A 21,959-nucleotide genomic window follows, 5' to 3' on the forward strand; every position below is an offset into this window, starting at 1 on the left:
CTAGAACAATCACCAAAAAACCAGAACCAGAACCAGAACCTTCAGGCAATAAACTCCGACTCCACCTCACCATCATCCTGCCGAACACTAAGCACCACAGCCCCCCCACACAACCCAACCAACCCCACACTGGCCACCACGATATCCCCCATCCCCATACCGGCAAGCAGCAAAATCAAACTGATCCTAAACAGTGCGGTCATGGCCATCTCCAAGGCAGGTCGAACGAGCTCCATAAAACCACCATAACCCCGAAGCCCCCCATGTACAGCGCCAGGACAAGCGATTGGCACTGAATCCACCCGCTTTGGCAGAAAGCCCGTCACTTGACGCCACCCCCCATCCCTGATTTCATTGAAACCGTTTTCATCAACCCTGCAAAAGCGCAAACAAGAAGGAAACAGGGTGAACAAAGAGCCAACATCCGTCCGCGGTCGGGTCACCATCAGCGAGGTCGCCAAGGCCGCCGGCGTGTCCAAGGCCACGGTCTCGCGCTATATGGGCGAAGACCGGCAACTGCTCGCCGAAGCCACCGCGCAACGCATCGAGGCCGTCGTCGAACGCCTCGGCTATCGCCCCAACCGCATGGCCAGCGCCCTCAAGCGCGGCCGCACCGGGCTGATCGGCATGCTCCTGGCTGATATCCGCAACCCCTATTCGGTGGCGGTGATGCACGGCGTCGAGACTGCCTGCCGCCAGCACGGCTACAGCCTGGTGGTGTGCAACACCGACTACGACGACGACCAGGAACGCAGCCACCTGCAAGCCCTGCAGTCGTACAACGTCGACGGCCTGATCGTGAACACCCTCGGCCACCGCGCCGACGAGCTGGCCAAGCTGGCCCTCGACCTGCCGATGGTGCTGGTCGACCGGCAACTGGCCGGCCTGGCAGTCGACCTGGTGGGGTTGGACAACACCGATGCCGTCGAGCAGGCCCTTGATCACCTGCAGCGTTGCGGTTATCGCGACATCCTCGCCGTGACCGAGCCGCTCGACGGCACCAGCTCCCGCCAGGAGCGAGTTGACGCCTTCCAGGCCTCCATCGCCCGGCGCCGTGGCCTGCGTGGGCAGGTGCTGGAGGTGGGGGCGGACTTGCCGGAGCAGCTGGGCAGCTTCATCGCCGGGGCAGGGCACGGCCCGCAGGCCTTGTTCACCTGTAACGGCGTTGCCACCCTGGAGGTGGTACGCGTGCTGCACGCCCGTGGCGGAACGCTGTTCCAGGACGTCGGCCTGCTGGCGCTCGACGAGCTGGACTGGTACCCGTTGGTGGGCAGCGGCATCACCGCCCTGGCCCAGCCCACCGGGCGGATCGGTGCCGCAGCGTTCCAATGCCTGCTGGAGCGCCTGCAAGGCAGCGGTTCGCCGGCGCGGCGCCTGGATTTGCAAGCCGAGCTGATCCCGCGAGGCTCCACCCGATCACAAGCCTGACGGCGTCCTTGACGCCGTTGCTGCTGGCGAAAAATGAAACCGGTTTCATCTACAAGAACAAGGACCACACACATGCAATCGCCCATTGTCTCCATCAGCTTGTCGAGTTTCGGTGCCGATGCCGTGCGGCGCCTGGGTCAGGCCAGCTACCTGCCGTTGCTGGCCGCCGCCGGTGCGCGGCGGGTGGAATGGCGTGAGGAACTGTTCGACGCCACGCCCGCTGTCACCACCCTGGCCAACCTGGCCGCCGAGCATGGCCTGCAGAGCCTTTACTCCACGCCACTGGAGCTGTGGCGCGAGGATGGCAGCCTGGAGCCGGCCATCGCCCAGCGCCTGCAACTGGCAAGCGAAATCGGCGCGGTGGCGCTGAAGGTGTCGCTGGGGCATTACCAGCCAGGCTGTGACTTGCAGGCCCTGGCGCCATTGCTGGGGCACAAGACAGCGCTGTATGTGGAAAACGACCAGACGCCTTACGGCGGACGGCTGCAGGTCCTGGAACGATTCTTCCGCGAGGCGCAGGAGCAGGGCGTGGCACCGGGCATGACCTTCGATATCGGTAACTGGTACTGGCATGACGAATCACCGCTGCTGGCGGCACAGCTGCTGGGCCGTTGGGTGCGCTATGTGCACTGCAAGGCCGTGGCCCGGCGTGCAGACGGGCGCCTGGTCGCGGTCGTGCCCCAGGCGCTTGACCTGGCCCAGTGGCGCGAGCTGATGACCTATTTCGCCCCGGACCTGCCGCGGGCCATCGAATACCCCCTGGCCGGTGATGACCTGCTGGCGCTGACCGCGCGGCAGGTCGCGCAACTGGCGCAGCTGGAAGGGCAGGTGTGCCATGGCTGAGCGCGACGTCCTGTGTTTCGGTGAAACCATGGCCATGTTCGTGGCCGCGCAGCCGGGCGAACTGGCCCAGGTCGAGGGTTTCGGCAAGCGCATCGCCGGTGCCGACAGCAACGTGGCCATCGGCCTGGCGCGCCTGGGCCTGGGGGTGCGCTGGCTGAGCCGGGTGGGTAACGACTCGCTCGGCGCCTTCGTGCTCGACACCCTGCGCCAGGAAGGGCTGGACTGTTCGAGCGTCGAGATCGATGACGAGCATCCCACTGGGTTCCAGCTCAAGGAGCGCTGCGATGACGGCCGCGATCCGCAAGTCGAGTATTTCCGTCGTGGCTCGGCGGCCAGCCGGTTGTCGCCGGCCCAGCTGCAACCCACGTTGCTGGAGGCCCGGCACCTGCACGCCACCGGCATTCCGCCGGCCTTGTCGGCCAGCTGCCGCGCGCTCTGCCACCAGTTGCTGGACGACATGCGCGCCCATGGCCGCAGCATTTCCTTCGACCCCAACCTGCGGCCTTCGCTATGGCCGGACCGCCCGACCATGGTGCGCGAGATCAACGCCCTGGCGTTCAAGGCCGACTGGGTCCTGCCGGGGCTTGAGGAGGGGCGCCTGCTCAGCGGCCGCCAGTCGCCGCAGGCCATCGCCGAGTTCTACCTCGAGCAGGGCGTGCAATGCGTAGCGATCAAACTCGGCGCCGAAGGTGCCTACTGGCGCGACGCCCAAGGTCAGCACGGTGTGGTCCCCGGTTTTCCGGTGGCCCGGGTGGTTGACACCGTGGGCGCGGGTGACGCCTTCGCCGTCGGCGTGATCAGCGCCTTGCTCGAAGGGCTGCCGCTGCGCCGGGCCGTGGCCCGGGGCAACTGGTGCGGCAGCCGGGCGGTGCAGAGCCGGGGCGACATGGAGGGCCTGCCGCAACGCCACGAACTGGACCTGCACGAACACGCTTCGATCCAACCACGCTGAATCGCCGGACCGTCCGGCACCTGATGTGACAAGAACAACAAGACCAGGAGAATCCCCATGCAGCTTGATCGACTCGCTCCCAGACGCTGGTGGTACATCATGCCCATCGTCTTCATCACCTACAGCCTGGCCTACCTCGACCGGGCCAACTATGGCTTTGCCGCGGCCTCGGGCATGGCCGACGACCTGAAGATCACCCCGGCGCTGTCGTCGCTGCTCGGCGCGCTGTTCTTCCTTGGCTACTTCTTCTTCCAGGTGCCGGGCGCCCTCTATGCGCAGAAGCGCAGCGTGAAGAAGCTGATCTTCGCCAGCCTGATCCTCTGGGGTGGCCTGGCGACGCTGACCGGCGTGGTGCATGACGTCTACCTGCTGATCGTCATCCGCTTCCTGCTGGGCGTGGTGGAGGCGGCGGTGATGCCGGCCATGCTCATCTACCTCTGCCACTGGTTCACCCGCGCCGAGCGCTCGCGGGCCAACACCTTCCTGATCCTCGGCAACCCGGTGACCATCCTGTGGATGTCGGTGGTTTCGGGCTACCTGGTGCAGCAGTTCGACTGGCGCTGGATGTTCATCATCGAAGGCGCGCCGGCGATTCTCTGGGCCTTCATCTGGTGGCGCCTGGTGGATGACCGTCCGGAGCAGGCCAAGTGGCTGGATGCCCGCGAGAAGGCGGCGCTGCGCCAGGCGCTGGACGCCGAGCAGCAGGGTATCAAGCCGGTGAAGAACTACCGCGAGGCGTTCCGCTCGCCTACGGTGTTGATCCTGTCGCTGCAGTACTTCTGCTGGAGCATCGGCGTGTACGGCTTCGTGCTCTGGCTGCCGTCGATCCTCAAGCAGGCGGCGGCGCTGGACATCGTCACCGCCGGCTGGTTGTCGGCGGTGCCGTACCTGGGGGCGGTGGTGGCCATGCTCGGCGTGTCCTGGGCCTCGGACCGCCTGCAGAAGCGCAAGCGTTTCGTCTGGCCGCCGCTGCTGATCGCCGCCCTGGCGTTTTACGGCTCGTACAGCCTGGGCACCGAGCATTTCTGGTGGTCCTACGCCTTGCTGGTGATCGCCGGGGCCTGCATGTACGCGCCCTACGGGCCGTTCTTCGCCATCGTCCCCGAGCTGCTGCCGGCCAACGTCGCCGGGGGCGCCATGGCGCTGATCAACAGCATGGGCGCGCTGGGCTCGTTTTCCGGCTCGTGGCTGGTGGGCTACCTCAATGGCGCCACCGGCGGACCCGGCGCCTCCTACCTGTTCATGTGCGTGGCGCTGCTGCTGGCCGTGGCCCTGACCGCCGTTCTCAACCCCTTGCAACAGACACGCCGGCAAAGCCTGGCGCCCAGCCGATAGGTACCGTGCAATGAAGAAACGCATCGTCCTCTACAAACGCCTCTCCGACGCGCTCATGGCCCGCCTGCAGGCGCACGCCGAGGTGACCCTGGTCGAATCGCCCAGTGCCGACGGCCTCGCCCGCCTGCGTGCGGCGCTGCCGGGCGCCCATGGGCTGCTCGGCGCCAGCCTGCGCCTGGACGCCCCCTTGCTCGACCTGGCGCCGCAGCTGGAAGTGGTCTCCAGTGTATCGGTTGGCGTCGACAACTACGATATCGACGCCTTCGACCAGCGCGGCGTGCTGTTGACCAACACCCCCGACGTGCTCACCGAAACCACCGCCGACACCGGCTTCGCCCTGATCCTCGCCTGTGCCCGGCGGGTCGTCGAGCTCGACGGCTGGATCCGCGCCGGCCACTGGCAGGCAGGTATCGGGCCGGCGCAGTTCGGTTGCGATGTGCAGGGCAAGACCCTGGGCATCGTCGGCATGGGCCGTATCGGCGAGGCCCTGGCCCGCCGCGCCCATGCCGGTTTCGGCATGCGCGTGCTGTACCACACCCGCCAGCCACGGCCCGAGGTGGAGGCGCGGTTCGCCGCCGCGCATCGCAGCCTGGAGGCATTGCTGGCCGAATCTGATTTCGTCTGCCTGTGCCTGCCGTTGACCGCCGCGACCGAGAACCTGATCGGCGCACCACAGCTGGCGCTGATGAAGCCGTCGGCGATCCTGGTGAATATCTCCCGTGGTCGGGTGCTGGACGAGTCGGCATTGTTCCAGGCCCTGGCCGAGCGGCGCATTCGCGGCGCCGGCCTGGACGTGTTCGTGCGCGAGCCGTTGCCCGCCGATTCACCCTTGCTGCAACTGGACAACCTGGTGGTGACGCCGCACATCGGCTCGGCCACCGAGGAGACCCGCGAGGCCATGGCCCGTTGCGCCGTTGAAAACCTGCTGGCCGCCTTGGCCGGCGAGCGACCGCAGAACCTGGTCAACCCGCTTGCCTGGTCGCGGCGAAACCCATGAGCGGGGCGAGCACTGTGCTCGCCCCGTGCTTGCCATAACAACAGCCCTTGCCCGATTCGATATCCCGGGGTCGTGCCGCGACCCTTTGGCAAAACAAGGCCGCTCCGCCGAGACAGCGCTGTCTCGGCCTGTGGCCCCGGGATCTTCAGCGGTGAAAAGGGCGACGATTTCCGTATGACCTGATCAACAGAGAGACATCCTCATGTCTAAGGACCAACCCGCCTCCGTGCAACCGGCGCGCCGGGCGTTCCTGCGCCAATCCCTGACCCTGATCCCGGTGGCGACCCTCGCCAGCACAGGGCTGGGCGGCGCAGTGCTCGCCGACAGCGCCACCCCGGCACCCGCCGAACCGGCCCGAGCGGCCCCGGCACGGGCCTACCAGCCGAGCTTCTTCACCCGCGAGGAGTGGGCCTTCGTCAGCGCCGCCGTGGCCGTGCTGATCCCCACCGACGCCCTCGGCCCCGGTGCGGCCGATGCCGGCGTGCCCGAGTTCATCGACCGTCAGCTCAACACCCGCTACGGCAGCGGTGGGCTGTGGTACATGCAGGGGCCATTCCGCCCCGACGCGCCCAGCGAGCTGGGTTACCAGCTCAAGCTCAGCCCCCAGGAGATCTACCGGCTGGGCATCGGCGAAACCGACGCCTGGTGCCAGGCGCAGTTCGGCAAGGCGTTCGCCCAGCTCGGCCTTGAACAACAGCAGCAGGTGCTCGAGGCCCTGGACGGCGGCAAGCCGGTCTTTGCCACGGTGCCGGCGGCCACCTTCCTCGGCATGCTCTGGCTCAACACCCGTGAGGGCTTTTTCAGCGACCCCCTGCACGGCGGCAACCAGGGCCTGGCCGGCTGGAAGCTGGTCGGCTTCCCCGGCGCCCGCGCCGATTTCATGGACTGGGTGGAGCGCGACGAGCGCTATCCCTTCCCGTCAGTGTCCATCAGCGGCGAGCGAGGTTGAGCCATGAGCCAAGTGATGAAGAAAGTCGATGTGGTCATCGTCGGGTTCGGCTGGGCCGGGGCGATCATGGCCAAGGAACTGACCGAGGCCGGCCTGCAGGTGCTGGCCCTGGAGCGCGGCCCTGCCCGCGACACCTACCCGGACGGCGTCTACCCGCAGACCATGGACGAGCTGACCTACAACTCGCGCAAGAAGCTGTTCATGGACATCTCCCGCGAGACCGTGACCCTGCGCCACAGCGTCAACGACGTGGCCGTGCCGTACCGCCAGTTCGGCGCCTTCCTGCCCGGCACCGGCACGGGCGGAGCGGGGCTGCACTGGTCCGGCGTGCATTTTCGCGTCGACCCGGTGGAGCTGCGCCTGCGCAGCCACTACGAGGAGCGCTACGGCAAGCGGTTCATTCCCGAGGGCATGACCATCCAGGACTTCGGCGTCAGCTATGAAGAGCTGGAGCCGTACTTCGATTTCGCCGAGAAGGTGTTCGGCACCTCCGGCACGGCCTGGTCGATCAAGGGCCAGGTGGTAGGCCGGGACAAGGGCGGCAACCCGTTTGCTGCCGACCGCTCCAGCGACTTCCCGCTGGCGGCGCAGAAGAACACCGTGTCGGCGCAGCTGTTCGAGAAGGCCGCCCGCGAGGTCGGCTACCACCCCTACAACCTGCCGTCGGCCAACACCTCAGGGCCCTACACCAACCCCTACGGCGCGCAGATGGGGCCGTGCAACTTCTGCGGCTATTGCAGCGGCTATGCCTGCTACATGTACTCCAAGGCCTCGCCCAATGTGAACATCCTCCCGGCCCTGCGCCAGGTGCCGAACTTCGAGCTGCGCAACAACGCCCATGTGTTGCGGGTCAACCTGACCGCCGACAAGCGCCTGGCCACCGGCGTGACCTACGTCGACAGCCAGGGGCGCGAGGTGGAGCAACCGGCCGACCTGGTGATCCTCGGCGCGTTCCAGTACAACAACGTGCGCCTGATGCTGCTCTCGGGCATCGGCAAACCCTACGACCCGGTGAGCAACGAAGGGGTGGTCGGACGCAACTTCGCCTACCAGAACATCTCCACCGTGACCGCGTTCTTCGACCGCGACAGCCACCACACCAACCCCTTCATCGGCGCCGGCGGCAACGGCGTGGCGGTGGACGACTTCAACGCCGACAACTTCGACCATGGCCCCCACGGCTTCGTCGGCGGTTCGCCATTCTGGGTCAACCAGGCCGGCGCCAAGCCGATCTCCGGCACCAAGGTGCCGCCGGGCACGCCGAAGTGGGGCAGTGGCTGGAAGGCCGCGGTGGCCGACAGCTACCGGCACATGCTGTCGATGGACGCCCATGGCGCGCACCAGTCCTACCGCGACAACTACCTCGACCTGGACCCGGTGTACAAGGATGCCTACGGTTTGCCCCTGCTGCGCATGACCTTCGACTGGAAGGACAACGACGTGAAGATGAACCGTTTCATGGTCGAGCGCATGGGCAAGATCGCCGAGGCCATGGGGCCCAAGGCGATCAGCGCGGGCAAGAAAGCCTTCGGCCAGCACTTCGATGCCTCCACCTACCAGACCACCCACCTCAACGGTGGCGCGATCATGGGCACCGATCCCAAGACCAGCGCACTCAATCGCTACCTGCAGTGCTGGGACGTGCACAACGTGTTCGTGCCCGGCGCCTCGGCCTTCCCCCAGGGCCTGGGCTACAACCCCACTGGCCTGGTGGCGGCACTGACCTACTGGTCGGCGCGGGCGATCCGCGAGCGCTACCTGAAGAACCCCGGTCCACTGGCGCAGGCGTGAGGAAAGCCAACATGAAGACATTGCTCATCGCCATGCTGGGCCTGGGCGCCAGCACCTTGCTGCAGGCCGCCGACGCGGTGGACCCGGCGCAGGTCAGACAAGGGGAATACCTGGCCCGCGCTGGTGACTGCGTGGCCTGCCACACCGCCAAGGGCGGCAAGCCATTCGCCGGCGGGCTGCCCATGGAAACGCCCATCGGCACCCTGTACTCGACCAACATCACCCCCCACGCGAGCGGCATCGGCCAGTACAGCTACGAGGACTTCGAGCGTGCCGTGCGCCAGGGCATCGGCAAGGATGGCAGCACGCTGTACCCGGCCATGCCGTACCCGTCCTATGCCCGGGTCAGCGACCAGGACATGCAGGCGCTCTACGCCTACTTCATGCACGGCGTGCAGCCGGTGGAGCAGCAGAACAAGGGCAGCGACATCCCCTGGCCGCTGAGCATGCGCTGGCCGCTGGCGTTCTGGCGTGGGTTGTTCGCGCCGCCGGTCAAGCCGTTCGAAGCCGCCGGGCGAGATCCGCTGGTGGCGCGCGGCGCCTACCTGGTGGAAGGGCTGGGGCACTGTGGCGCGTGCCACACGCCGCGGGCGCTGACCATGCAGGAAAAAGCCCTGGATGCCGGCGACGGCGCGGCGTTCCTGTCCGGCAGCGCGCCCCTGGAGGGCTGGATTGCCAAGAGCCTGCGCGGTGATCACAAGGATGGCCTGGGCAGTTGGGACGAGGCGCAGATCGTTGCCTTCCTCAAGACCGGGCGCAACGAGCGTACCGCGGTGTTCGGCGGCATGAGCGACGTGGTCGAGCACAGCATGCAGTACATGAGCGACGCCGACCTGACCGCCATCGCCCGCTACCTCAAGACCCTGCCGCCGGTGAACCCGGACGACAAGCCGTTCCGCGAGGATCCTGCCGTCGCCCAGGCGCTGTGGCAGGGCAATGACGGCAAGACCGGCGCGGCGCTCTACATCGATAACTGCGGTGCCTGCCACCGCACCGACGGCAAGGGCTACGCCCGGGTGTTCCCGGCGCTGGCCGGCAACCCGGTGGTGCAGGGCGAGGATGCCACCTCGTTGATCCATATCGTGCTGGAGGGCGCGACCCTGCCGGCCACGGCGACGGCACCCTCGACCTTCAGCATGCCGGGCTTCGGCTGGCGCCTGTCGGACCAGCAGGTGGCCGATGTGGTCAACTTCATTCGCGCCAGCTGGGGCAACCAGGCACCGGCGGTGAACGCGGGGCAGGTGGCGCAACTGCGCAAGCAGGCGCCGCCGGCACTGAAGGCCGAGTCGTTGATCGGCGATACCACGGGTATCCAGGAGCCCTGAGCAGTGGCCGGGGGCAACGGGTCTGCACGACCTTGCCCCTGGCCCCGCCACTCAGAACCAGCGGTCGTTGCGTTTACGGCCGCGGGTCAGCGCCGGCAGGATCAACCCCGCCAGCAGCCCGGCCCCGGCGATGCTGCCGCCGTAGACCATGTAGCGCATCATCACCTGCTTGTTCTCGTCACCCAGGCGCGCCTGGGTGTCGCGCAGGGTCGACTGGCTCTGCGCCAGTTGCTCGTTGAGCGCCTTGTTGCGGCTTTCCAGCTCGTCGATCAGCGCCTTGCGCGAGTCGAGGGTCTCCTGCATGCCCTGCACGCGGTTCTTCCAGCTGTCGTCGATGTTCTTCAACTGGCCGGACAACTCGGTCACCTGGGCGTCGAGCTGCGGCAGGCGCTCGTTCTGGCCGGGCACGGCCTGCAGGTCGTTGCTGAGGATCCACACCAGGTCGCCGCTCTGTCCGCGCACCTGGCTGTAGTTGCCCTGGCTGGTCACCAGGCTGACCTTCTGCCCGGACTTGAGCGTGCCGACGATGCGGTGGCCATCGGTGGGGCCGCTGCGCACGTAGGTGCTCAGGCTGTCGCTGACCCAGCGCGCATCGCTGGCCGGCTCTTCGGCGTGGGCCGGAACGGCAAGGGCGATCAGGGCGGCGATCAGGCCGCCGCGCAGGGCGGTGAGGGCAGGGGAAGCGGGCTGGATGTCTGGCATGCTGGTCTTCGCTGAAACAGGACGAATGAAGGCCCGATGACTGGGCCGGCGATCCGGTCGGGTGGATTGACCGTCAGCGAAAGACCGTTTTTTTGTAGGCAGGTTCACTACCTGGTGCAGGAAATGTCTGCAGGATGTTGCTGGCCGTATCTCTAGCAGCGTGGGAGCGGGCTTGCCCCGCGATGCGATCGATGGCACCGACTTTGTCGGTGATCGCGGGGCAGGCCCGCTCCCACGCTGCCCCAGCTAAATCACAGCATGACTTTTTGCTCCATTGCAGCGGCTACCTCAGGCCACCACCTCATAGCACGGCACATACGCCGCCCCGCCGGGCAACTTCATGCGGTGCTGGTCGACGAACGCCTGCAGCAGGCGCCCGAGCGGGTCGAGGATCGCCGCGTCGCCGCGGATCTGGTACGGCCCGTGCTCCTCGATCAGGCGGATGCCCTTGTCCTTGACGTTGCCGGCGACGATCCCGGAGAACGCACGGCGCAGGTTGGCCGCCAATTCGTGGGGCGGCAGTTCGCGGCGCAGGGCCAGGTTGGCCATGTTCTCGTGGGTCGGGTCGAACGGGTGCTGGAAGCCCTCGTCGATCTTCAGCAGCCAGTTGAAGTGGAACGCGTCGTTACGTTCACGGCGGAACTGCTTGACCACCTTGAGCCCCTCGACCATCTGCCGGGCCACTTCGGCCGGATCGTCGATGATGATCTGGTAGTGACGCTGGGCGGCCTCGCCGAGGGTGGCGCCGACGAAGGCGTGCAACTGCTGCAGGAAGGCTTCGGCGCTGCGCGGCCCGGTGAGCACGACCGGGAACGGCAAGTCCTGGTTGTCCGGGTGCATGAGAATGCCGAGCAGGTACAGGAACTCTTCGGCGGTGCCGGCGCCGCCGGGGAAGATGATGATGCCGTGGCCGACGCGGACGAAGGCCTCCAGGCGCTTCTCGATGTCCGGCAGGATCACCAGTTCGTTGACGATCGGGTTGGGCGCCTCGGCGGCGATGATGCCCGGCTCGGTCAGGCCCAGGTAGCGACTGCCGTGCATGCGCTGCTTGGCATGGGCAATGGTGGCGCCCTTCATCGGCCCCTTCATCACGCCCGGGCCGCAGCCGGTGCAGACATCCAGCTTGCGCAGGCCCAGCTCGTGGCCGACCTTCTTGGTGTACTGGTATTCCTCGCTGCTGATCGAGTGCCCGCCCCAGCACACCACCAACTTCGGCTCGACGCCCGGGCGCAGGGTGCGGGCGTTGCGCAGCAGGTGGAAGACGTAGTCGGTGAGGCCTTGCGAGCTTTCCAGGTCGATGCGCTGGCTGGCCAGCTCGCTCTCGGTGTAGACGATGTCGCGCAAGGCGCTGAACAGCATCTCGCGGGTACTGGCGATCATTTCGCCGTCGACGAAGGCGTCGGCCGGGGCGTTGAGCAGCTCAAGGCGCACGCCGCGGTCCTGCTGGTGGATGCGTACCTCGAAGTCCTTGTAGGCCTCGAGGATGGTCTTGGCGTTGTCGACATGGGCGCCGGTGTTGAGGATGGCCAGGGCGCACTGGCGGAACAGGGTGTAGAGGCTGCCGGTACCGACTTCGCTCAGTTGCTGGACTTCACGTTGCGACAGCGTCTCCAGGCTGCCCTTGGGGCTGACGGAGGCGTTGATGACATTGCGTTGGGGCATCTGGTCTTTCCTGTGCGGGTAAAACATCCTTCTTGGACAACACCATACAAGCAAATGTGCGTGGCAACGAGAGGGTAGAGGTAAATCACGTGTGTGTGGGTGGCCCAACGCTCGCGGCGTGTCTTCACTCAGCCCCTCGATTGTCTTCGCGGTACATCAAGCTGGATCTTGCTCGGTGACGAGCCCACGGAGGGTTGAATGGTTGACTGTGCAGTCGATACCGCACGCTTTCAAGGCGGCGCGTACCTCCCTGAGGTCCTGATCCGATGCATTGGGATGCAGCCGAACCTCGTGGATGATCTTGGCGAGTGGGTAGGCAAGGACATACCCCTTGTTTTTACGGCGAATGACGTGATGACTCTGAGCCCGTGCCGCTGGCGACATGCATGAGGTGATCTCGTCGCACTCGTGAGAGAGGACTCCGCCGATCCTTACTTCGTTACGCGCCTCGAAACCTGTCAGGACCGAATACTCGAGAAGATTGAACTCCACACGGAATTCTTTCTCATGCTTAAAACACTCATTCTTGACGCGGAACGGTTGCTGGTTGGCCTGCGGCTTGAGCTGGTCATTGTAGGTCAACTCGTAGAATTTGGTGGTTTGGTTCAACGGTTCGGGCAGCGCGTACTCCAGCGCCAGGTCGGTACTGAAGATGATGACGCCGTCCGTGCCATACTCCTTCCACATCTTGGGTGATTCCTCGTCGGAACAGTACCAGCAGCTCAGATAAGTGGTTTCACGCCCGACTTTTTTGCTGCCGAGCATCATCTCGTCGACTTTCTCCAGCAGTTCCTCGTCGCAATCAACTTCATTACGAAGGTGCTTGGAAAGGTAGCAGTGATCGTAGTCACCTTCGTGCGTATCTGACTGATCACTGGCGGCGCTTACATAGATGCCTTTGTCTTCAAGCAGGTACTTGAACTTGTTTTTGGTCAAGTAACGCATAACGTTTTTTCTGGGGAGCATGCTGCAGTTCCTCGATGCTGGGGTGATGAAATCGAAGGGTGTTGCCCTTCAGCGGTTGAAAACGTGTTTGAGGTAGGTCACGAAGTTCTCGTCCCGGCACTGGGTCTTGCCTGGGCTGTCGGAGATCTTTGCCACCGGGGCGCCGTTGCAGGCAGTCATCTTGATCACGATGTTCATCGGCGTGACGCCGGGTATGTCGCAGGTCAGGTGGGTGCCGATGCCGAAGCTGACGTTGATCCGCCCATGCAGGGCGCGGTAGAGCGCCAGCATTTTCGGGAAGTCGAGGCCATCAGAGAAAATCAGAGTCTTGCCAAGGGGATCGATACCCAGCCGTTGGTAGTGGGCGATGGCCTTTTCGGCCCAGGCCAGCGGATCGCCCGAGTCATGGCGTAGGCCATCGAACAGCTTGGCGAAGTACAGGTCGAAGTCGTGCATGAACGCATCCATGCCGATGCAGTCGGTCAGGGCGATGCCCAATTGGCCACGGTACTCGCGTACCCAGCATTCCAGTGCGGCGGCCTGGCTGTCGACCAGGCGCGGACCAAGTTGCTGGTGGGCCATGAACCATTCGTGGGCCATGGTACCGATGGGCTTGATCTGGTATTCGCGGGCCAGGTGCACGTTGCTGGTACCGACGAAACGCCCGGGAAAATCACGCTTGAGGATATGCACCACTTCTTCCTGTACCCGGTAGGAGAATCGCCGGCGGGTACCGAAGTCGGCCAGTTGCAGACCGGCCAGCTCGTCGTCGCTGGCTTCGGCCCTGAGCCAGTCGAGCTTTTGGTACAGGCGCTCGCCGACCTGCTCGATCAGCACCTCGCGATAGCGGTAGCGGTTGCGTACCTCGCTGATGATCGCCAGCAGCGGGATCTCGAAGAGGATCACGTGCAACCACGGGCCGCGTACGCGGATCGCCAGTTGCCCGGCATCGTCCAGGCCAACCTGCACGTAGCGCAGGTTGAAGCGGAACAGGCTGAGGAAGCGGATGAAGTCCGGCTTGATGAACGGGATCTTCTCCAGGTAGGCCAACTGGTCGTGGGTGACCGAGACATCGGCCAACTGCTCGATCTGGTAGCGGATCTCGGCGAGGTAGGGCGCCAGGTCCTCGTCGTTGCGGCAACGGAACTCCCATTCCACCTCGGCGTTGGGGTAGTTGTGCAGCACTGCCTGCATCATGGTGATCTTGTAGAAATCGGTATCCAGCAGGTTCTGGATGATCCGTGGACCAAAGACGCTGTCGCTCATGGGCGGGCCTCCTTGATTTGGTCGAGCCGGGTATCGAGGGCCTGTTCGTCGGTGCACAGGTGGATGCCGGTGATGGCCATTTCATCGCAGGCCGCCTGTGCGCCCTCGGCGCTCAGGGCGCGGCAGGCCGGCAGGTACAGGAGTACCTCGAAACCGGCGCGGCGCAGTTGCAGGGCAGTGGTGCGCACGCAGTAGTCCAGTGCCAGGCCGCCGACGATGATCGCCTGTACCTGCTGCACCTTGAGGTACTCGATGACGCCGGTGGAGCGGCGCTCGGCCAGGTCGTGGTAGCAGGCGCCGTAGGGGTGCAGGTCGGGTTCTACGCCTTTCCAGACGAAGTAGTCGTAATCGATGGGGGCGGGCAGGCCGGGCAGCAGCTCGAAGCCCGGCGTGCCGGGGACGCAGTGGCTGACCCAGGTCAGGTCGGCATTGGCCAAGGTCAGTGGTTGCAGCATCTGGCCCGGCTCGGCGACCACCCAGGCGGCGTTGGCCGGGTGGGCGTCCTTGCTGCCCAGGCGCAGCGAGGCGCGTTGGGCCATGGTGTTGAGCGCGGGGGCGATCAGGTGGCCGCCCGGAACGGGTAGCTCATGGGGTGCGTTGGCGGTGAAGCCGTTCTGCGCGTCGACGTCGAAGCTGGCAATGTTCATTTGGGGCCTCCTCTCGCTTGGATGGCCATATATTTCACCTGGTGCATTAAGTGTGTCAAGCCATATCCTTAATTAAGTTTTATACTTGACCAACTTAATTGCCCTGGTGGAATATTTGCGTATTTGAAAATGGAGTGCCATCTTGAGCAGCGCAGAAGTCCTGGCCAGCGTGGATATCGTCGCCCTGCGCCTGACGCCTGAGAGCCAGCGCCTGCAGGTCCTGCTGCACCAGCGCCAACGCACGCCCTACAAGGGCCAGTGGGCCTTGCCGGGCGTCATCGTCAATGGCAGTACTGCGGACAACAACCTGGATGCCGCCGCCTGCCGGGCACTTGCGGAAAAGGCCAAGGTGTACCCGCGCCACCTGGAGCAGGTCGGCACCGAGGGCAATGCTTCCCGCGACCCACGGGGCTGGACATTGAGTACTTACTACCTGGCGTTACTCGACCCTGCGGTCGTGGTCGAGGATCAGCAGATTGCCTTCTTCGATCTGCAAGGCGTCCTGGATAATGAGCCGCCGTTGCCGTTCGATCATCGCCTGCTGGTCGAGCGCGCCTATGAACGGCTGGCGGCCAAGGCCGTGTACACCAACCTACCGTTGTATCTGGCACCCGAGCGCTTCACCGTGCTGGACGCCCTGGCCGCCGCGCAGGCGTGCCTGGGACAGCCGGTCAACAACACCTCAATGCGCAAACGTCTGGAGCGCATGAAGAGCGAAGGTTGGGTGCAGGACACCGGAGAGAAGAACCAGCCCAGGCTGGGGCGGCCACAGCAACTGTACCGACATACCCCACAGGGGAGCGGGGCGTTCATGTTCGACCGGAGTTTGCTGGCGGGAGGATAGTCAGGAGAGGTCGCGGCCTCTTCCTGCAGTCGTCGAGTAGCGACTATCCTTGCCCCATGACCAACCTGCCTCCCCAACGCCATCCTTGTCCACCGGGCGCCTGCGACTGCGGCCGCGAACGCCTGGCCGACGGCCCCGAGCGACGCATCCTGCTGCTCACCCGCGAGGAGGAGAAGCGCCTAGTCGAACGCCTGGAAAATCTGAAGGATCTGGAGGACCTGCAGCACCTGCAGGCGCGCCTCTACGAACAACTGGGCATCCGCGTGCATATCGCCCCTGGCTTCAACGAGGTGCGCACCATGCGCGGCATCGTCATCGAGCTTGCGGCGCAGACAGGCCTGTGCCGCAAGACCCGCCAGTCGATCCCGGCCGCCATTCGCCGTGGCCTCGAGCGCAATCCGCAGGTAGCCTTCCGCCTGCTCGACGCCCACGACCTGCTGCGCGACGCCTGAGCCTCAGCGCATCGCCGCCAGCTTGATACCAAAGCCCACCAGACAGACACCGGCCAGGCGCTCCAGGGCATGCGTCACCCGCGGGCTGGCGCGCATGCGCTCGGCCAGGCGGTGGGTGAGCAGCACCGCCACCAGGCCGTAGAGCAGGGTCAGGCCGGCCACGGTCAGCGCCATGAAGGCGAAGGTCACCACGCCCTGGTGGCGCACCGGGTCGATGAACAGCGGGAAGAACGCCATGTAGAACATGATCGCCTTGGGGTTGAGCAGGGTGATCATCATGGTCTGGCGCAGGTAGCGGCCGCTGGCCATGCCGCTGTCGCGCGGCGCACCGCCGGGCTTGCTCAGCACCATGCGCAGGCCGAGCCAGGCCAGGTAGGCGGCGCCGGCCCACTGCACCACATGGAAGGCGGCCGGGTAGGTGGCCAGCAGGGTGGCGACGCCGGCCACCGCCAGCCACATCAGCACCTGGTCGCCGAGGATCACCCCGAAGGTGGCGGCCAGGCCGCCCTTGATGCCGCCCTTGCCGGTGGCGGTGATCAGGGCGAAGTTGCCGGGGCCGGGGATCGCCAGGAGGATGAGGAACGCGATCACGAAAGCGCCGTAGTCGGTCACGCCGAGCATGGGAAGTCTCCTGGGGAAGGTGGGCGGGCAGATCACGATATATGCCATTATTCGCGGGACTTGCAAAGCCATGGCGGCACAGGGAGGTGAAGATGGCGTTCAGCGCGGATGAGCGGGCGGTATTGCTGGCGGTCAAGGGCGTGGGGCCGACCGTGGTGCAGCGGCTCGAGCAGTTGGGTTATGACTCGCTGGCACGACTGGCCGGGGCCGATGCCCTGCAGATCGTCAGCGAGGCGGCCGGGCTGGTGGGCAGCAGTTGCTGGAAGAACAGCCCGCAGGCGCGGGGGGCGATACAGGCGGCGATTGCGCGGGCCAGGGAGGTTGCTTTTTGAAGGGCTGTCCAGATGTGGCACGCACGTTGACCGTTTCCCCTGTAGGAGCGGCCTTGTGCCGCGAAAGGGCTGCGTAGCGGCCCCAGGGGTTCAGCGTTGACACATCAATCGCCGGGGCTGCAACGCAGCCCTTTCGCGGCACAAGGCCGCTCCTACAGAGGGGCGTGCAGGGCCTTTGGAGCAGCATAAAAAAGCCCCGAAGACCAAGGCCTTCGGGGCAAACGGTTGGGGGAGGAACCAACCAAAGGAGTCTTCACATCAGGGGGCGATCAGCGCGAGCTGGCCACCACGTCGGGTTGCCAGCCGCCGCCCAGCGCCTTGTAGATCGCGACGATGCCGCTGTACAGCTCGACCTCGCCCTGGGCCTGGGCGTCTTCGGCGCTCAGGCGTTCGCGCTCGGCGTCGAGCAGCACCAGGTAGTCCACCGTACCTTCGCGGTAGCGCACCGAGGCCAGTTCCGCCGCCTTGCGGCTGGCGTCGCTCTGGCGCATCAGCGCCAGCAGGCGCTGTTGGCGCTTGCCGTAGTCGCTGAAGGCATTGGAGGATTCCTCCAGGGCCAGCAGCACCTGCTGTTCGTAGTTGGCCAGGGCACCCTCGGCATCGGCCTTGGCGCCGCGCAGGCGGGCGCGCACGCTGCCCAGGTCGAAGGCTGCCCAGGTGATGCTCGGGCCCAGCGCCCAGGCATTGGCAGCCGAGGAGCCGATCTGCGAGCCGCGCGCGGCGGTGAAGCCGAGGAAGCCGCTCAAGCTGACCCGTGGGAACAGGTCGGCGGTGGCCACGCCGACGTTGGCCGTGGCCGCCGCCAGCTGGCGCTCGGCGCTGCGGATGTCCGGGCGGCGGCGCAGCAGCTCGCCGGGGTCGCCCACCGGCAAGGCCTTGGCTATGGCGGGCAGGGCCTTGGGCGCCAGGTCCACGCTCAGGGCGTCCGGGCGCTGGCCGAGCAGGGTGGCGATGCGGTTCTTCGCCCGTACCTGTTCGGCCTGCAGCTGTGGCACGGTGGCTTCGACACCCGCCAGGCGGGCGTCGGCGCGGACCACGTCGAGCTCGTTGCCGACCCCGGTATCGCGCAGGGTCACGGTGATGTCCCGCGACTGCTGCTGGGTCTTGAGGTTGGCCACGGCGATCTGCTCGCGCAACTGGGCGCCGCGCAACTGGCCATAAGCGTCGACCAGTTCGGCGATCAGGCTGACCTGCAGCTGCTGCAGGTCGGCCTCGGCGGCGGCTTCCTGCGCTTCGCTGGCTTCGATCTGGCGCTGGATGCGGCCGAACAGGTCGAGCTCCCAGGCCATGTCCAGGCCCAGGTCATAGCGCTCGCTGTTGACCCGGCGCTCGGTCTGGCCAGGCACCTGGCCCTTGCCCAGGTCGCTGCTGGCACGGCTGGTGACCACCGGCAACTGGTCGTTGGCGGCGTCCTCGCGGATCGAGCGCGCGGCCTTCAGGCGGGCGAAGGCCACGCGCAGGTCGCGGTTGCCGTCCAGCGATGCCTGCACCAACTGGTTCAGCACCGGGTCGTCGAACTGTTTCCACCACACGCTCTCGAAGCGGCTGCGGTCATAGGCTTTGGCTTCAAGGCCGGCGTCCAGCTTGGCCGGTTCGGTCAGCGGGGCCTTGTAGTCCGGACCCACCGCGCAGGCCGCCAGGGCCAGTGCCAGCAGGCTCGGGGTCAGGGGGTTGAGCAACTTCATGCATGGTTCTCCAGCGCCACTGCGTGCCCGGCCTTGCGTGCCTGGCGACGCTCGACGAAACGGCGGATCAGGAAGAAGAACACCGGGGTCAGGAACAGGCCGAACACGGTCACCCCGATCATCCCCGAGAACACCGCCACACCCATGGCGTGACGCATCTCGGAACCGGCGCCGGAGCTGAACACCAGCGGCACCACGCCCATGATGAAGGCGATCGAGGTCATCAGGATCGGCCGCAGACGCAGGCGGCAGGCTTCCAGTACCGCAGCCAGCGGGTCGAGGCCCTTGGCCTGTTCATCCTTGGCGAACTCGACAATCAGGATCGCGTTCTTGCACGCCAGGCCCACCAGTACGATCAAGCCGATCTGGGTGAAGATGTTGTTGTCGCCACCGGAGACGATCACCCCGGTGATGGCCGACAGCAGGGTCATCGGCACGATCAGGATCACCGCCAGCGGCAGGCTCCAGCTCTCGTACTGGGCGGCCAGCACCAGGAAGGCCAGCAGCACGCAGAGCGGGAACACGAACAGCGCGGTGTTGCCTGAGAGGATCTGCTGGTAGGTCAGGTCGGTCCATTCGAAGGTCATGCCGTTGGGCAGTTCCTCCTTGAGCAGTTTCTCGATCGCCGCCTCGGCCTGGCCGGAGCTGTAGCCTGGGGCCGCGGCACCGTTGATCTCGGCGGTGATGAAGCCGTTGTAGTGCATGACCCGGTCAGGCCCGGAGGTGTCGCTGACCTTGAGGAAGGTCGCCAGCGGGATCATCTCGCCCAGGTTGTTGCGCACCTTCAGCTGGCCGATCTGCTCGGCGTCGAGGCGGAACTGCTGCTCGGCCTGGACGTTGACCTGGTAAGTGCGGCCAAAGCGGTTGAAGTCGTTGGTGTACAGCGAGCCCAGGTAGACCTGCAGGGTGTCGAAGATGTCATTGATTGCCACGCCGTGGGTCTTGGCCTTTTCCCGGTCGATGGCGGCATCGACCTGCGGCACGTTGACCTGGTAGCTGGTGAACAGGCCCGCCAGTTCCGGCACGTTGTGGCTCTTGGCGATGATGTTCTGGGTCTCTTTGTACAGCGCTTCGTAGCCCAGGTTGCCGCGGTCCTCGATCTGCAGGCGGAAGCCGCCGATGGTGCCCAGGCCTTGGACCGGCGGAGGCGGGAAGATCGCGATGTAGGCGTCCTGGATATCGGCGAACTGGGCGTTCAGGGCTGCCGCGATGGCCGCCGCCGACTGGCTCGGGTCCTTGCGCTCATCGAACGGCTTGAGCGGGGTGAACACGATGCCGCTGTTCGGGCTGTTGGTGAAGCCGTTGATCGACAGGCCCGGGAAGGCCACCGAATCAGCCACGCCCGGTTGCTTGAGGGCGATCTCGCTCATTTTCTTGATCACCGCCTCGGTACGGTCGAGGCTGGCGGCGTCAGGCAGCTGGGCGAAGGCCACCAGGTACTGCTTGTCCTGGGCCGGGACGAAGCCGGTCGGGGTGGACGAGAAGCCCAGGTAGGTCAGGCCCATGAGACCTGCATAGACGAACAGGGCAATGCCGCTGGAGCGGATGACCCGGCGCACGCCGCCGACATAGCCATGGCTGGCGCGGTCGAAGAAGCGGTTGAACGGGGCGAACAGCCAGCTGCCCAGCAGTTTTTCCAGGAAGCGCGAGAAACGGTCCTTGGGCGCGTGGTGGTCCTTCAGCAGCACGGCGGCCAGGGCCGGCGACAGGGTCAGCGAGTTGAATGCCGAGATCACGGTGGAGATGGCGATGGTCAGGGCGAACTGCTTGTAGAACTGCCCGGTGAGGCCGGAGATGAACGCGGCAGGCACGAACACGGCGCACAGCACCAGGGCGGTGGCGATGATCGGGCCGGTCACTTCGCTCATGGCCTTCTGCGTGGCTTCCAGCGGTTTCAGGCCAAGGCCGATGTTACGCTCGACGTTCTCCACCACGACGATGGCGTCGTCCACCACGATACCGATGGCCAGCACCAGGCCGAACAGCGACAGCGCGTTGAGCGAGAAGCCGAACAGGTGCATCACCGCGAAGGTGCCGATCAGCGAGACGGGCACGGCCATCAGCGGGATGATCGAGGCGCGCCAGGTCTGCAGGAACAGGATCACCACCAGCACGACCAGGATCAGCGCTTCGAACAGGGTGTGCACCACGGCTTCGATGGAGCCACGAACGAACACGGTCGGGTCATAGACGATGCTGTAGTCCATGCCTTCCGGGAACTCTTTCTTCAGTTCGGCCATCTTCGCCCGCACTTCGTCGGAGATCTCGATGGCGTTGGAGCCTGGGCGCTGGAAGATCGGGATGGCCACCGCCGGCTGGTTGTTCAGCAGCGAGCGCAGGGCATACTGGCTGGAGCCGAGCTCGACCCGGGCGATGTCCTTCAAGCGCGTGATCTCGCCATTGGCACCGGCACGGATGATGATGTTCTCGAACTCTTCCTCGTTGACCAGGCGACCTTGAGTGTTGATCGACAGCTGGAAGCTGGTCGAGCCCGGGGCGGGCGGGGCGCCCAGCTGGCCGGCGGCGACCTGGCGGTTCTGCTCGCGAATGGCGGCCACCACGTCGCTGGCGGTCAGGTTGCGCGAAGCGGTCTTGTTCGGGTCGAGCCACACCCGCAGCGAGTAGTCGCCCATGCCGAACAGCTGCACGTCACCGACGCCACCGAGGCGCGCCAGCTCATCCTTGATGTTGAGGATGGCGTAGTTGGACAGGTAGAGCATGTCGTAGCGGTTGTCCGGCGAGGTCAGGTGCACGACCATGGTCAGGTCGGGCGAGGCCTTGTCGACGGTGATGCCGATGCGCGTCACCTCTTCCGGCAGCTTGGGCTGGGTACGGGTCACGCGGTTCTGCACCTGCACCTGGGCGTTGTCCAGGTCGGTGCCCAGGGCGAAGGTGATGGTCAGGGTCAGCTTGCCGTCGGCGGTGGACTGCGAGGACATGTACAGCATGTTCTCGACACCGGTGATGGCCTGCTCCAAGGGCGCTGCGACGGTCTCGCCGATCACCTTGGGGTTGGCGCCGGGGAAGTTGGCGCGCACCACCACGGTGGGCGGCACCACTTCGGGGTATTCGCTGATCGGCAGCTGGAACAGCGAGATCGAGCCCGCGATCAGCAGCACCAGCGACAGCACCGCGGCGAAAATCGGCCGGGTAATGAAGAATTTCGAAAAGTTCATCGGTGTT

At 65.7% G+C, this 21,959-nt stretch carries 20 protein-coding genes; 11 read left to right on the forward strand and 9 right to left on the reverse strand.

Features of this window, described 5'->3' with window-relative positions; translation table 11 throughout:
- Nucleotides 1-41: 41 nt before the first annotated feature.
- A complete protein-coding gene (locus NMG10_RS09550) occupies nt 42-203 on the reverse strand; it encodes a hypothetical protein (RefSeq protein WP_254464240.1) in 162 nt (53 codons plus the stop codon).
- Between the two features lie 202 nt (nt 204-405).
- On the opposite strand from NMG10_RS09550, the gene NMG10_RS09555 reads away from it, so the two are divergent.
- The 8 genes from NMG10_RS09555 to NMG10_RS09590 all read left to right on the forward strand — a co-directional run bounded on the left by NMG10_RS09555 (nt 406) and on the right by NMG10_RS09590 (nt 9,620).
- Nucleotides 406-1,428 carry a LacI family DNA-binding transcriptional regulator gene (locus tag NMG10_RS09555; protein ID WP_203652434.1) on the forward strand — a complete coding sequence of 341 codons (1,023 nt, stop codon included), beginning with the start codon at nt 406-408 and terminating at the stop codon, nt 1,426-1,428.
- A gap of 72 nt (nt 1,429-1,500) precedes the next feature.
- Nucleotides 1,501-2,271 (forward strand): sugar phosphate isomerase/epimerase, encoded by a 771-nt coding sequence (locus NMG10_RS09560; RefSeq protein WP_203652435.1) that lies wholly within the window; start codon nt 1,501-1,503, stop codon nt 2,269-2,271.
- Complete coding sequence (locus NMG10_RS09565; RefSeq protein ID WP_254464241.1) at nt 2,264-3,223, forward strand: sugar kinase; 960 nt, start codon at nt 2,264-2,266, stop codon at nt 3,221-3,223. Before NMG10_RS09560 ends, NMG10_RS09565 begins: the two co-directional genes overlap by 8 nt.
- Before the next feature lie 57 nt (nt 3,224-3,280).
- Entirely contained in the window at nt 3,281-4,558 is a 1,278-nt protein-coding gene (locus tag NMG10_RS09570; protein WP_028692135.1) for an MFS transporter, read from the forward strand.
- 10 nt (nt 4,559-4,568) lie between these two features.
- Nucleotides 4,569-5,555 (forward strand): D-glycerate dehydrogenase, encoded by a 987-nt coding sequence (locus NMG10_RS09575; RefSeq protein WP_254464242.1) that lies wholly within the window; start codon nt 4,569-4,571, stop codon nt 5,553-5,555.
- Between the two features lie 202 nt (nt 5,556-5,757).
- Nucleotides 5,758-6,504 (forward strand): gluconate 2-dehydrogenase subunit 3 family protein, encoded by a 747-nt coding sequence (locus tag NMG10_RS09580; RefSeq protein ID WP_254464243.1) that lies wholly within the window; start codon nt 5,758-5,760, stop codon nt 6,502-6,504.
- 3 nt (nt 6,505-6,507) lie between these two features.
- Nucleotides 6,508-8,295: a GMC family oxidoreductase gene (locus tag NMG10_RS09585; protein ID WP_254464244.1), complete on the forward strand. Its 1,788-nt coding sequence runs from the start codon at nt 6,508-6,510 to the stop codon at nt 8,293-8,295.
- A gap of 11 nt (nt 8,296-8,306) precedes the next feature.
- The gene (locus NMG10_RS09590) at nt 8,307-9,620 is read left to right on the forward strand and encodes a cytochrome c (RefSeq protein WP_203652439.1); all 1,314 of its coding nucleotides are present in this window, start codon (nt 8,307-8,309) and stop codon (nt 9,618-9,620) included.
- A 51-nt stretch (nt 9,621-9,671) separates the two neighbouring features.
- Here the strand turns inward: NMG10_RS09590 and NMG10_RS09595 are convergent, their stop codons facing one another.
- From NMG10_RS09595 to NMG10_RS09615, 5 genes are all read right to left on the reverse strand, one after another.
- On the reverse strand, nt 9,672-10,322 hold the full coding sequence (locus NMG10_RS09595) for a TIGR04211 family SH3 domain-containing protein (protein WP_203652440.1): 651 nt from the start codon (nt 10,320-10,322) through the stop codon (nt 9,672-9,674).
- Nucleotides 10,323-10,610: 288 nt separating this feature from the next.
- Complete coding sequence (ppnN, locus tag NMG10_RS09600; RefSeq protein ID WP_203652441.1) at nt 10,611-11,984, reverse strand: nucleotide 5'-monophosphate nucleosidase PpnN; 1,374 nt, start codon at nt 11,982-11,984, stop codon at nt 10,611-10,613.
- Nucleotides 11,985-12,140: 156 nt separating this feature from the next.
- Complete coding sequence (locus NMG10_RS09605; RefSeq protein WP_254464245.1) at nt 12,141-12,929, reverse strand: hypothetical protein; 789 nt, start codon at nt 12,927-12,929, stop codon at nt 12,141-12,143.
- A gap of 69 nt (nt 12,930-12,998) precedes the next feature.
- Entirely contained in the window at nt 12,999-14,195 is a 1,197-nt protein-coding gene (gene pncB / locus NMG10_RS09610) for a nicotinate phosphoribosyltransferase (RefSeq protein WP_254464246.1), read from the reverse strand.
- The gene (locus NMG10_RS09615; protein ID WP_232856144.1) at nt 14,192-14,842 is read right to left on the reverse strand and encodes a nicotinamidase; all 651 of its coding nucleotides are present in this window, start codon (nt 14,840-14,842) and stop codon (nt 14,192-14,194) included. The genes pncB and NMG10_RS09615 overlap by 4 nt, the downstream gene beginning before the upstream one ends.
- A gap of 142 nt (nt 14,843-14,984) precedes the next feature.
- On the opposite strand from NMG10_RS09615, the gene NMG10_RS09620 reads away from it, so the two are divergent.
- Together NMG10_RS09620 and NMG10_RS09625 are read left to right on the forward strand one after the other, a co-directional pair.
- Nucleotides 14,985-15,686 carry an NUDIX hydrolase gene (locus tag NMG10_RS09620; protein WP_203652446.1) on the forward strand — a complete coding sequence of 234 codons (702 nt, stop codon included), beginning with the start codon at nt 14,985-14,987 and terminating at the stop codon, nt 15,684-15,686.
- Between the two features lie 56 nt (nt 15,687-15,742).
- Nucleotides 15,743-16,138 (forward strand): hypothetical protein, encoded by a 396-nt coding sequence (locus tag NMG10_RS09625; protein WP_232856143.1) that lies wholly within the window; start codon nt 15,743-15,745, stop codon nt 16,136-16,138.
- 3 nt (nt 16,139-16,141) lie between these two features.
- Here the strand turns inward: NMG10_RS09625 and NMG10_RS09630 are convergent, their stop codons facing one another.
- Nucleotides 16,142-16,759, reverse strand: coding sequence for a LysE family transporter (locus NMG10_RS09630; protein ID WP_232856142.1), 618 nt, complete (start codon nt 16,757-16,759; stop codon nt 16,142-16,144).
- 92 nt (nt 16,760-16,851) lie between these two features.
- On the opposite strand from NMG10_RS09630, the gene NMG10_RS09635 reads away from it, so the two are divergent.
- Nucleotides 16,852-17,091, forward strand: coding sequence for a helix-hairpin-helix domain-containing protein (locus NMG10_RS09635; protein WP_110738643.1), 240 nt, complete (start codon nt 16,852-16,854; stop codon nt 17,089-17,091).
- 269 nt (nt 17,092-17,360) lie between these two features.
- Here the strand turns inward: NMG10_RS09635 and NMG10_RS09640 are convergent, their stop codons facing one another.
- A complete protein-coding gene (locus NMG10_RS09640) occupies nt 17,361-18,776 on the reverse strand; it encodes an efflux transporter outer membrane subunit (protein WP_254464247.1) in 1,416 nt (471 codons plus the stop codon).
- Nucleotides 18,773-21,952 carry an efflux RND transporter permease subunit gene (locus NMG10_RS09645; protein ID WP_203652451.1) on the reverse strand — a complete coding sequence of 1,060 codons (3,180 nt, stop codon included), beginning with the start codon at nt 21,950-21,952 and terminating at the stop codon, nt 18,773-18,775. The genes NMG10_RS09640 and NMG10_RS09645 overlap by 4 nt, the downstream gene beginning before the upstream one ends.
- Nucleotides 21,953-21,959: the final 7 nt, after the last annotated feature.

This window comes from Pseudomonas sp. DVZ6 (assembly GCF_024259445.1).
In the GTDB taxonomy this organism is placed as follows: Bacteria; Pseudomonadota; Gammaproteobacteria; order Pseudomonadales; family Pseudomonadaceae; genus Aquipseudomonas; species Aquipseudomonas peradeniyensis.

Coding starts and splice junctions, on each gene's coding strand:
- NMG10_RS09550 (WP_254464240.1), bottom strand. CDS start 203: ATGACCGCACTGTTTAGGATCAGTTTGATTTTGCTGCTTGCCGGTATG.
- NMG10_RS09560 (WP_203652435.1), top strand. CDS start 1,501: ATGCAATCGCCCATTGTCTCCATCAGCTTGTCGAGTTTCGGTGCCGAT.
- NMG10_RS09565 (WP_254464241.1), top strand. CDS start 2,264: ATGGCTGAGCGCGACGTCCTGTGTTTCGGTGAAACCATGGCCATGTTC.
- NMG10_RS09570 (WP_028692135.1), top strand. CDS start 3,281: ATGCAGCTTGATCGACTCGCTCCCAGACGCTGGTGGTACATCATGCCC.
- NMG10_RS09575 (WP_254464242.1), top strand. CDS start 4,569: ATGAAGAAACGCATCGTCCTCTACAAACGCCTCTCCGACGCGCTCATG.
- NMG10_RS09580 (WP_254464243.1), top strand. CDS start 5,758: ATGTCTAAGGACCAACCCGCCTCCGTGCAACCGGCGCGCCGGGCGTTC.
- NMG10_RS09585 (WP_254464244.1), top strand. CDS start 6,508: ATGAGCCAAGTGATGAAGAAAGTCGATGTGGTCATCGTCGGGTTCGGC.
- NMG10_RS09590 (WP_203652439.1), top strand. CDS start 8,307: ATGAAGACATTGCTCATCGCCATGCTGGGCCTGGGCGCCAGCACCTTG.
- NMG10_RS09595 (WP_203652440.1), bottom strand. CDS start 10,322: ATGCCAGACATCCAGCCCGCTTCCCCTGCCCTCACCGCCCTGCGCGGC.
- ppnN (WP_203652441.1), bottom strand. CDS start 11,984: ATGCCCCAACGCAATGTCATCAACGCCTCCGTCAGCCCCAAGGGCAGC.
- NMG10_RS09605 (WP_254464245.1), bottom strand. CDS start 12,929: ATGCGTTACTTGACCAAAAACAAGTTCAAGTACCTGCTTGAAGACAAA.
- pncB (WP_254464246.1), bottom strand. CDS start 14,195: ATGAGCGACAGCGTCTTTGGTCCACGGATCATCCAGAACCTGCTGGAT.
- NMG10_RS09615 (WP_232856144.1), bottom strand. CDS start 14,842: ATGAACATTGCCAGCTTCGACGTCGACGCGCAGAACGGCTTCACCGCC.
- NMG10_RS09625 (WP_232856143.1), top strand. CDS start 15,743: ATGACCAACCTGCCTCCCCAACGCCATCCTTGTCCACCGGGCGCCTGC.
- NMG10_RS09630 (WP_232856142.1), bottom strand. CDS start 16,759: ATGCTCGGCGTGACCGACTACGGCGCTTTCGTGATCGCGTTCCTCATC.
- NMG10_RS09635 (WP_110738643.1), top strand. CDS start 16,852: ATGGCGTTCAGCGCGGATGAGCGGGCGGTATTGCTGGCGGTCAAGGGC.
- NMG10_RS09640 (WP_254464247.1), bottom strand. CDS start 18,776: ATGAAGTTGCTCAACCCCCTGACCCCGAGCCTGCTGGCACTGGCCCTG.
- NMG10_RS09645 (WP_203652451.1), bottom strand. CDS start 21,952: ATGAACTTTTCGAAATTCTTCATTACCCGGCCGATTTTCGCCGCGGTG.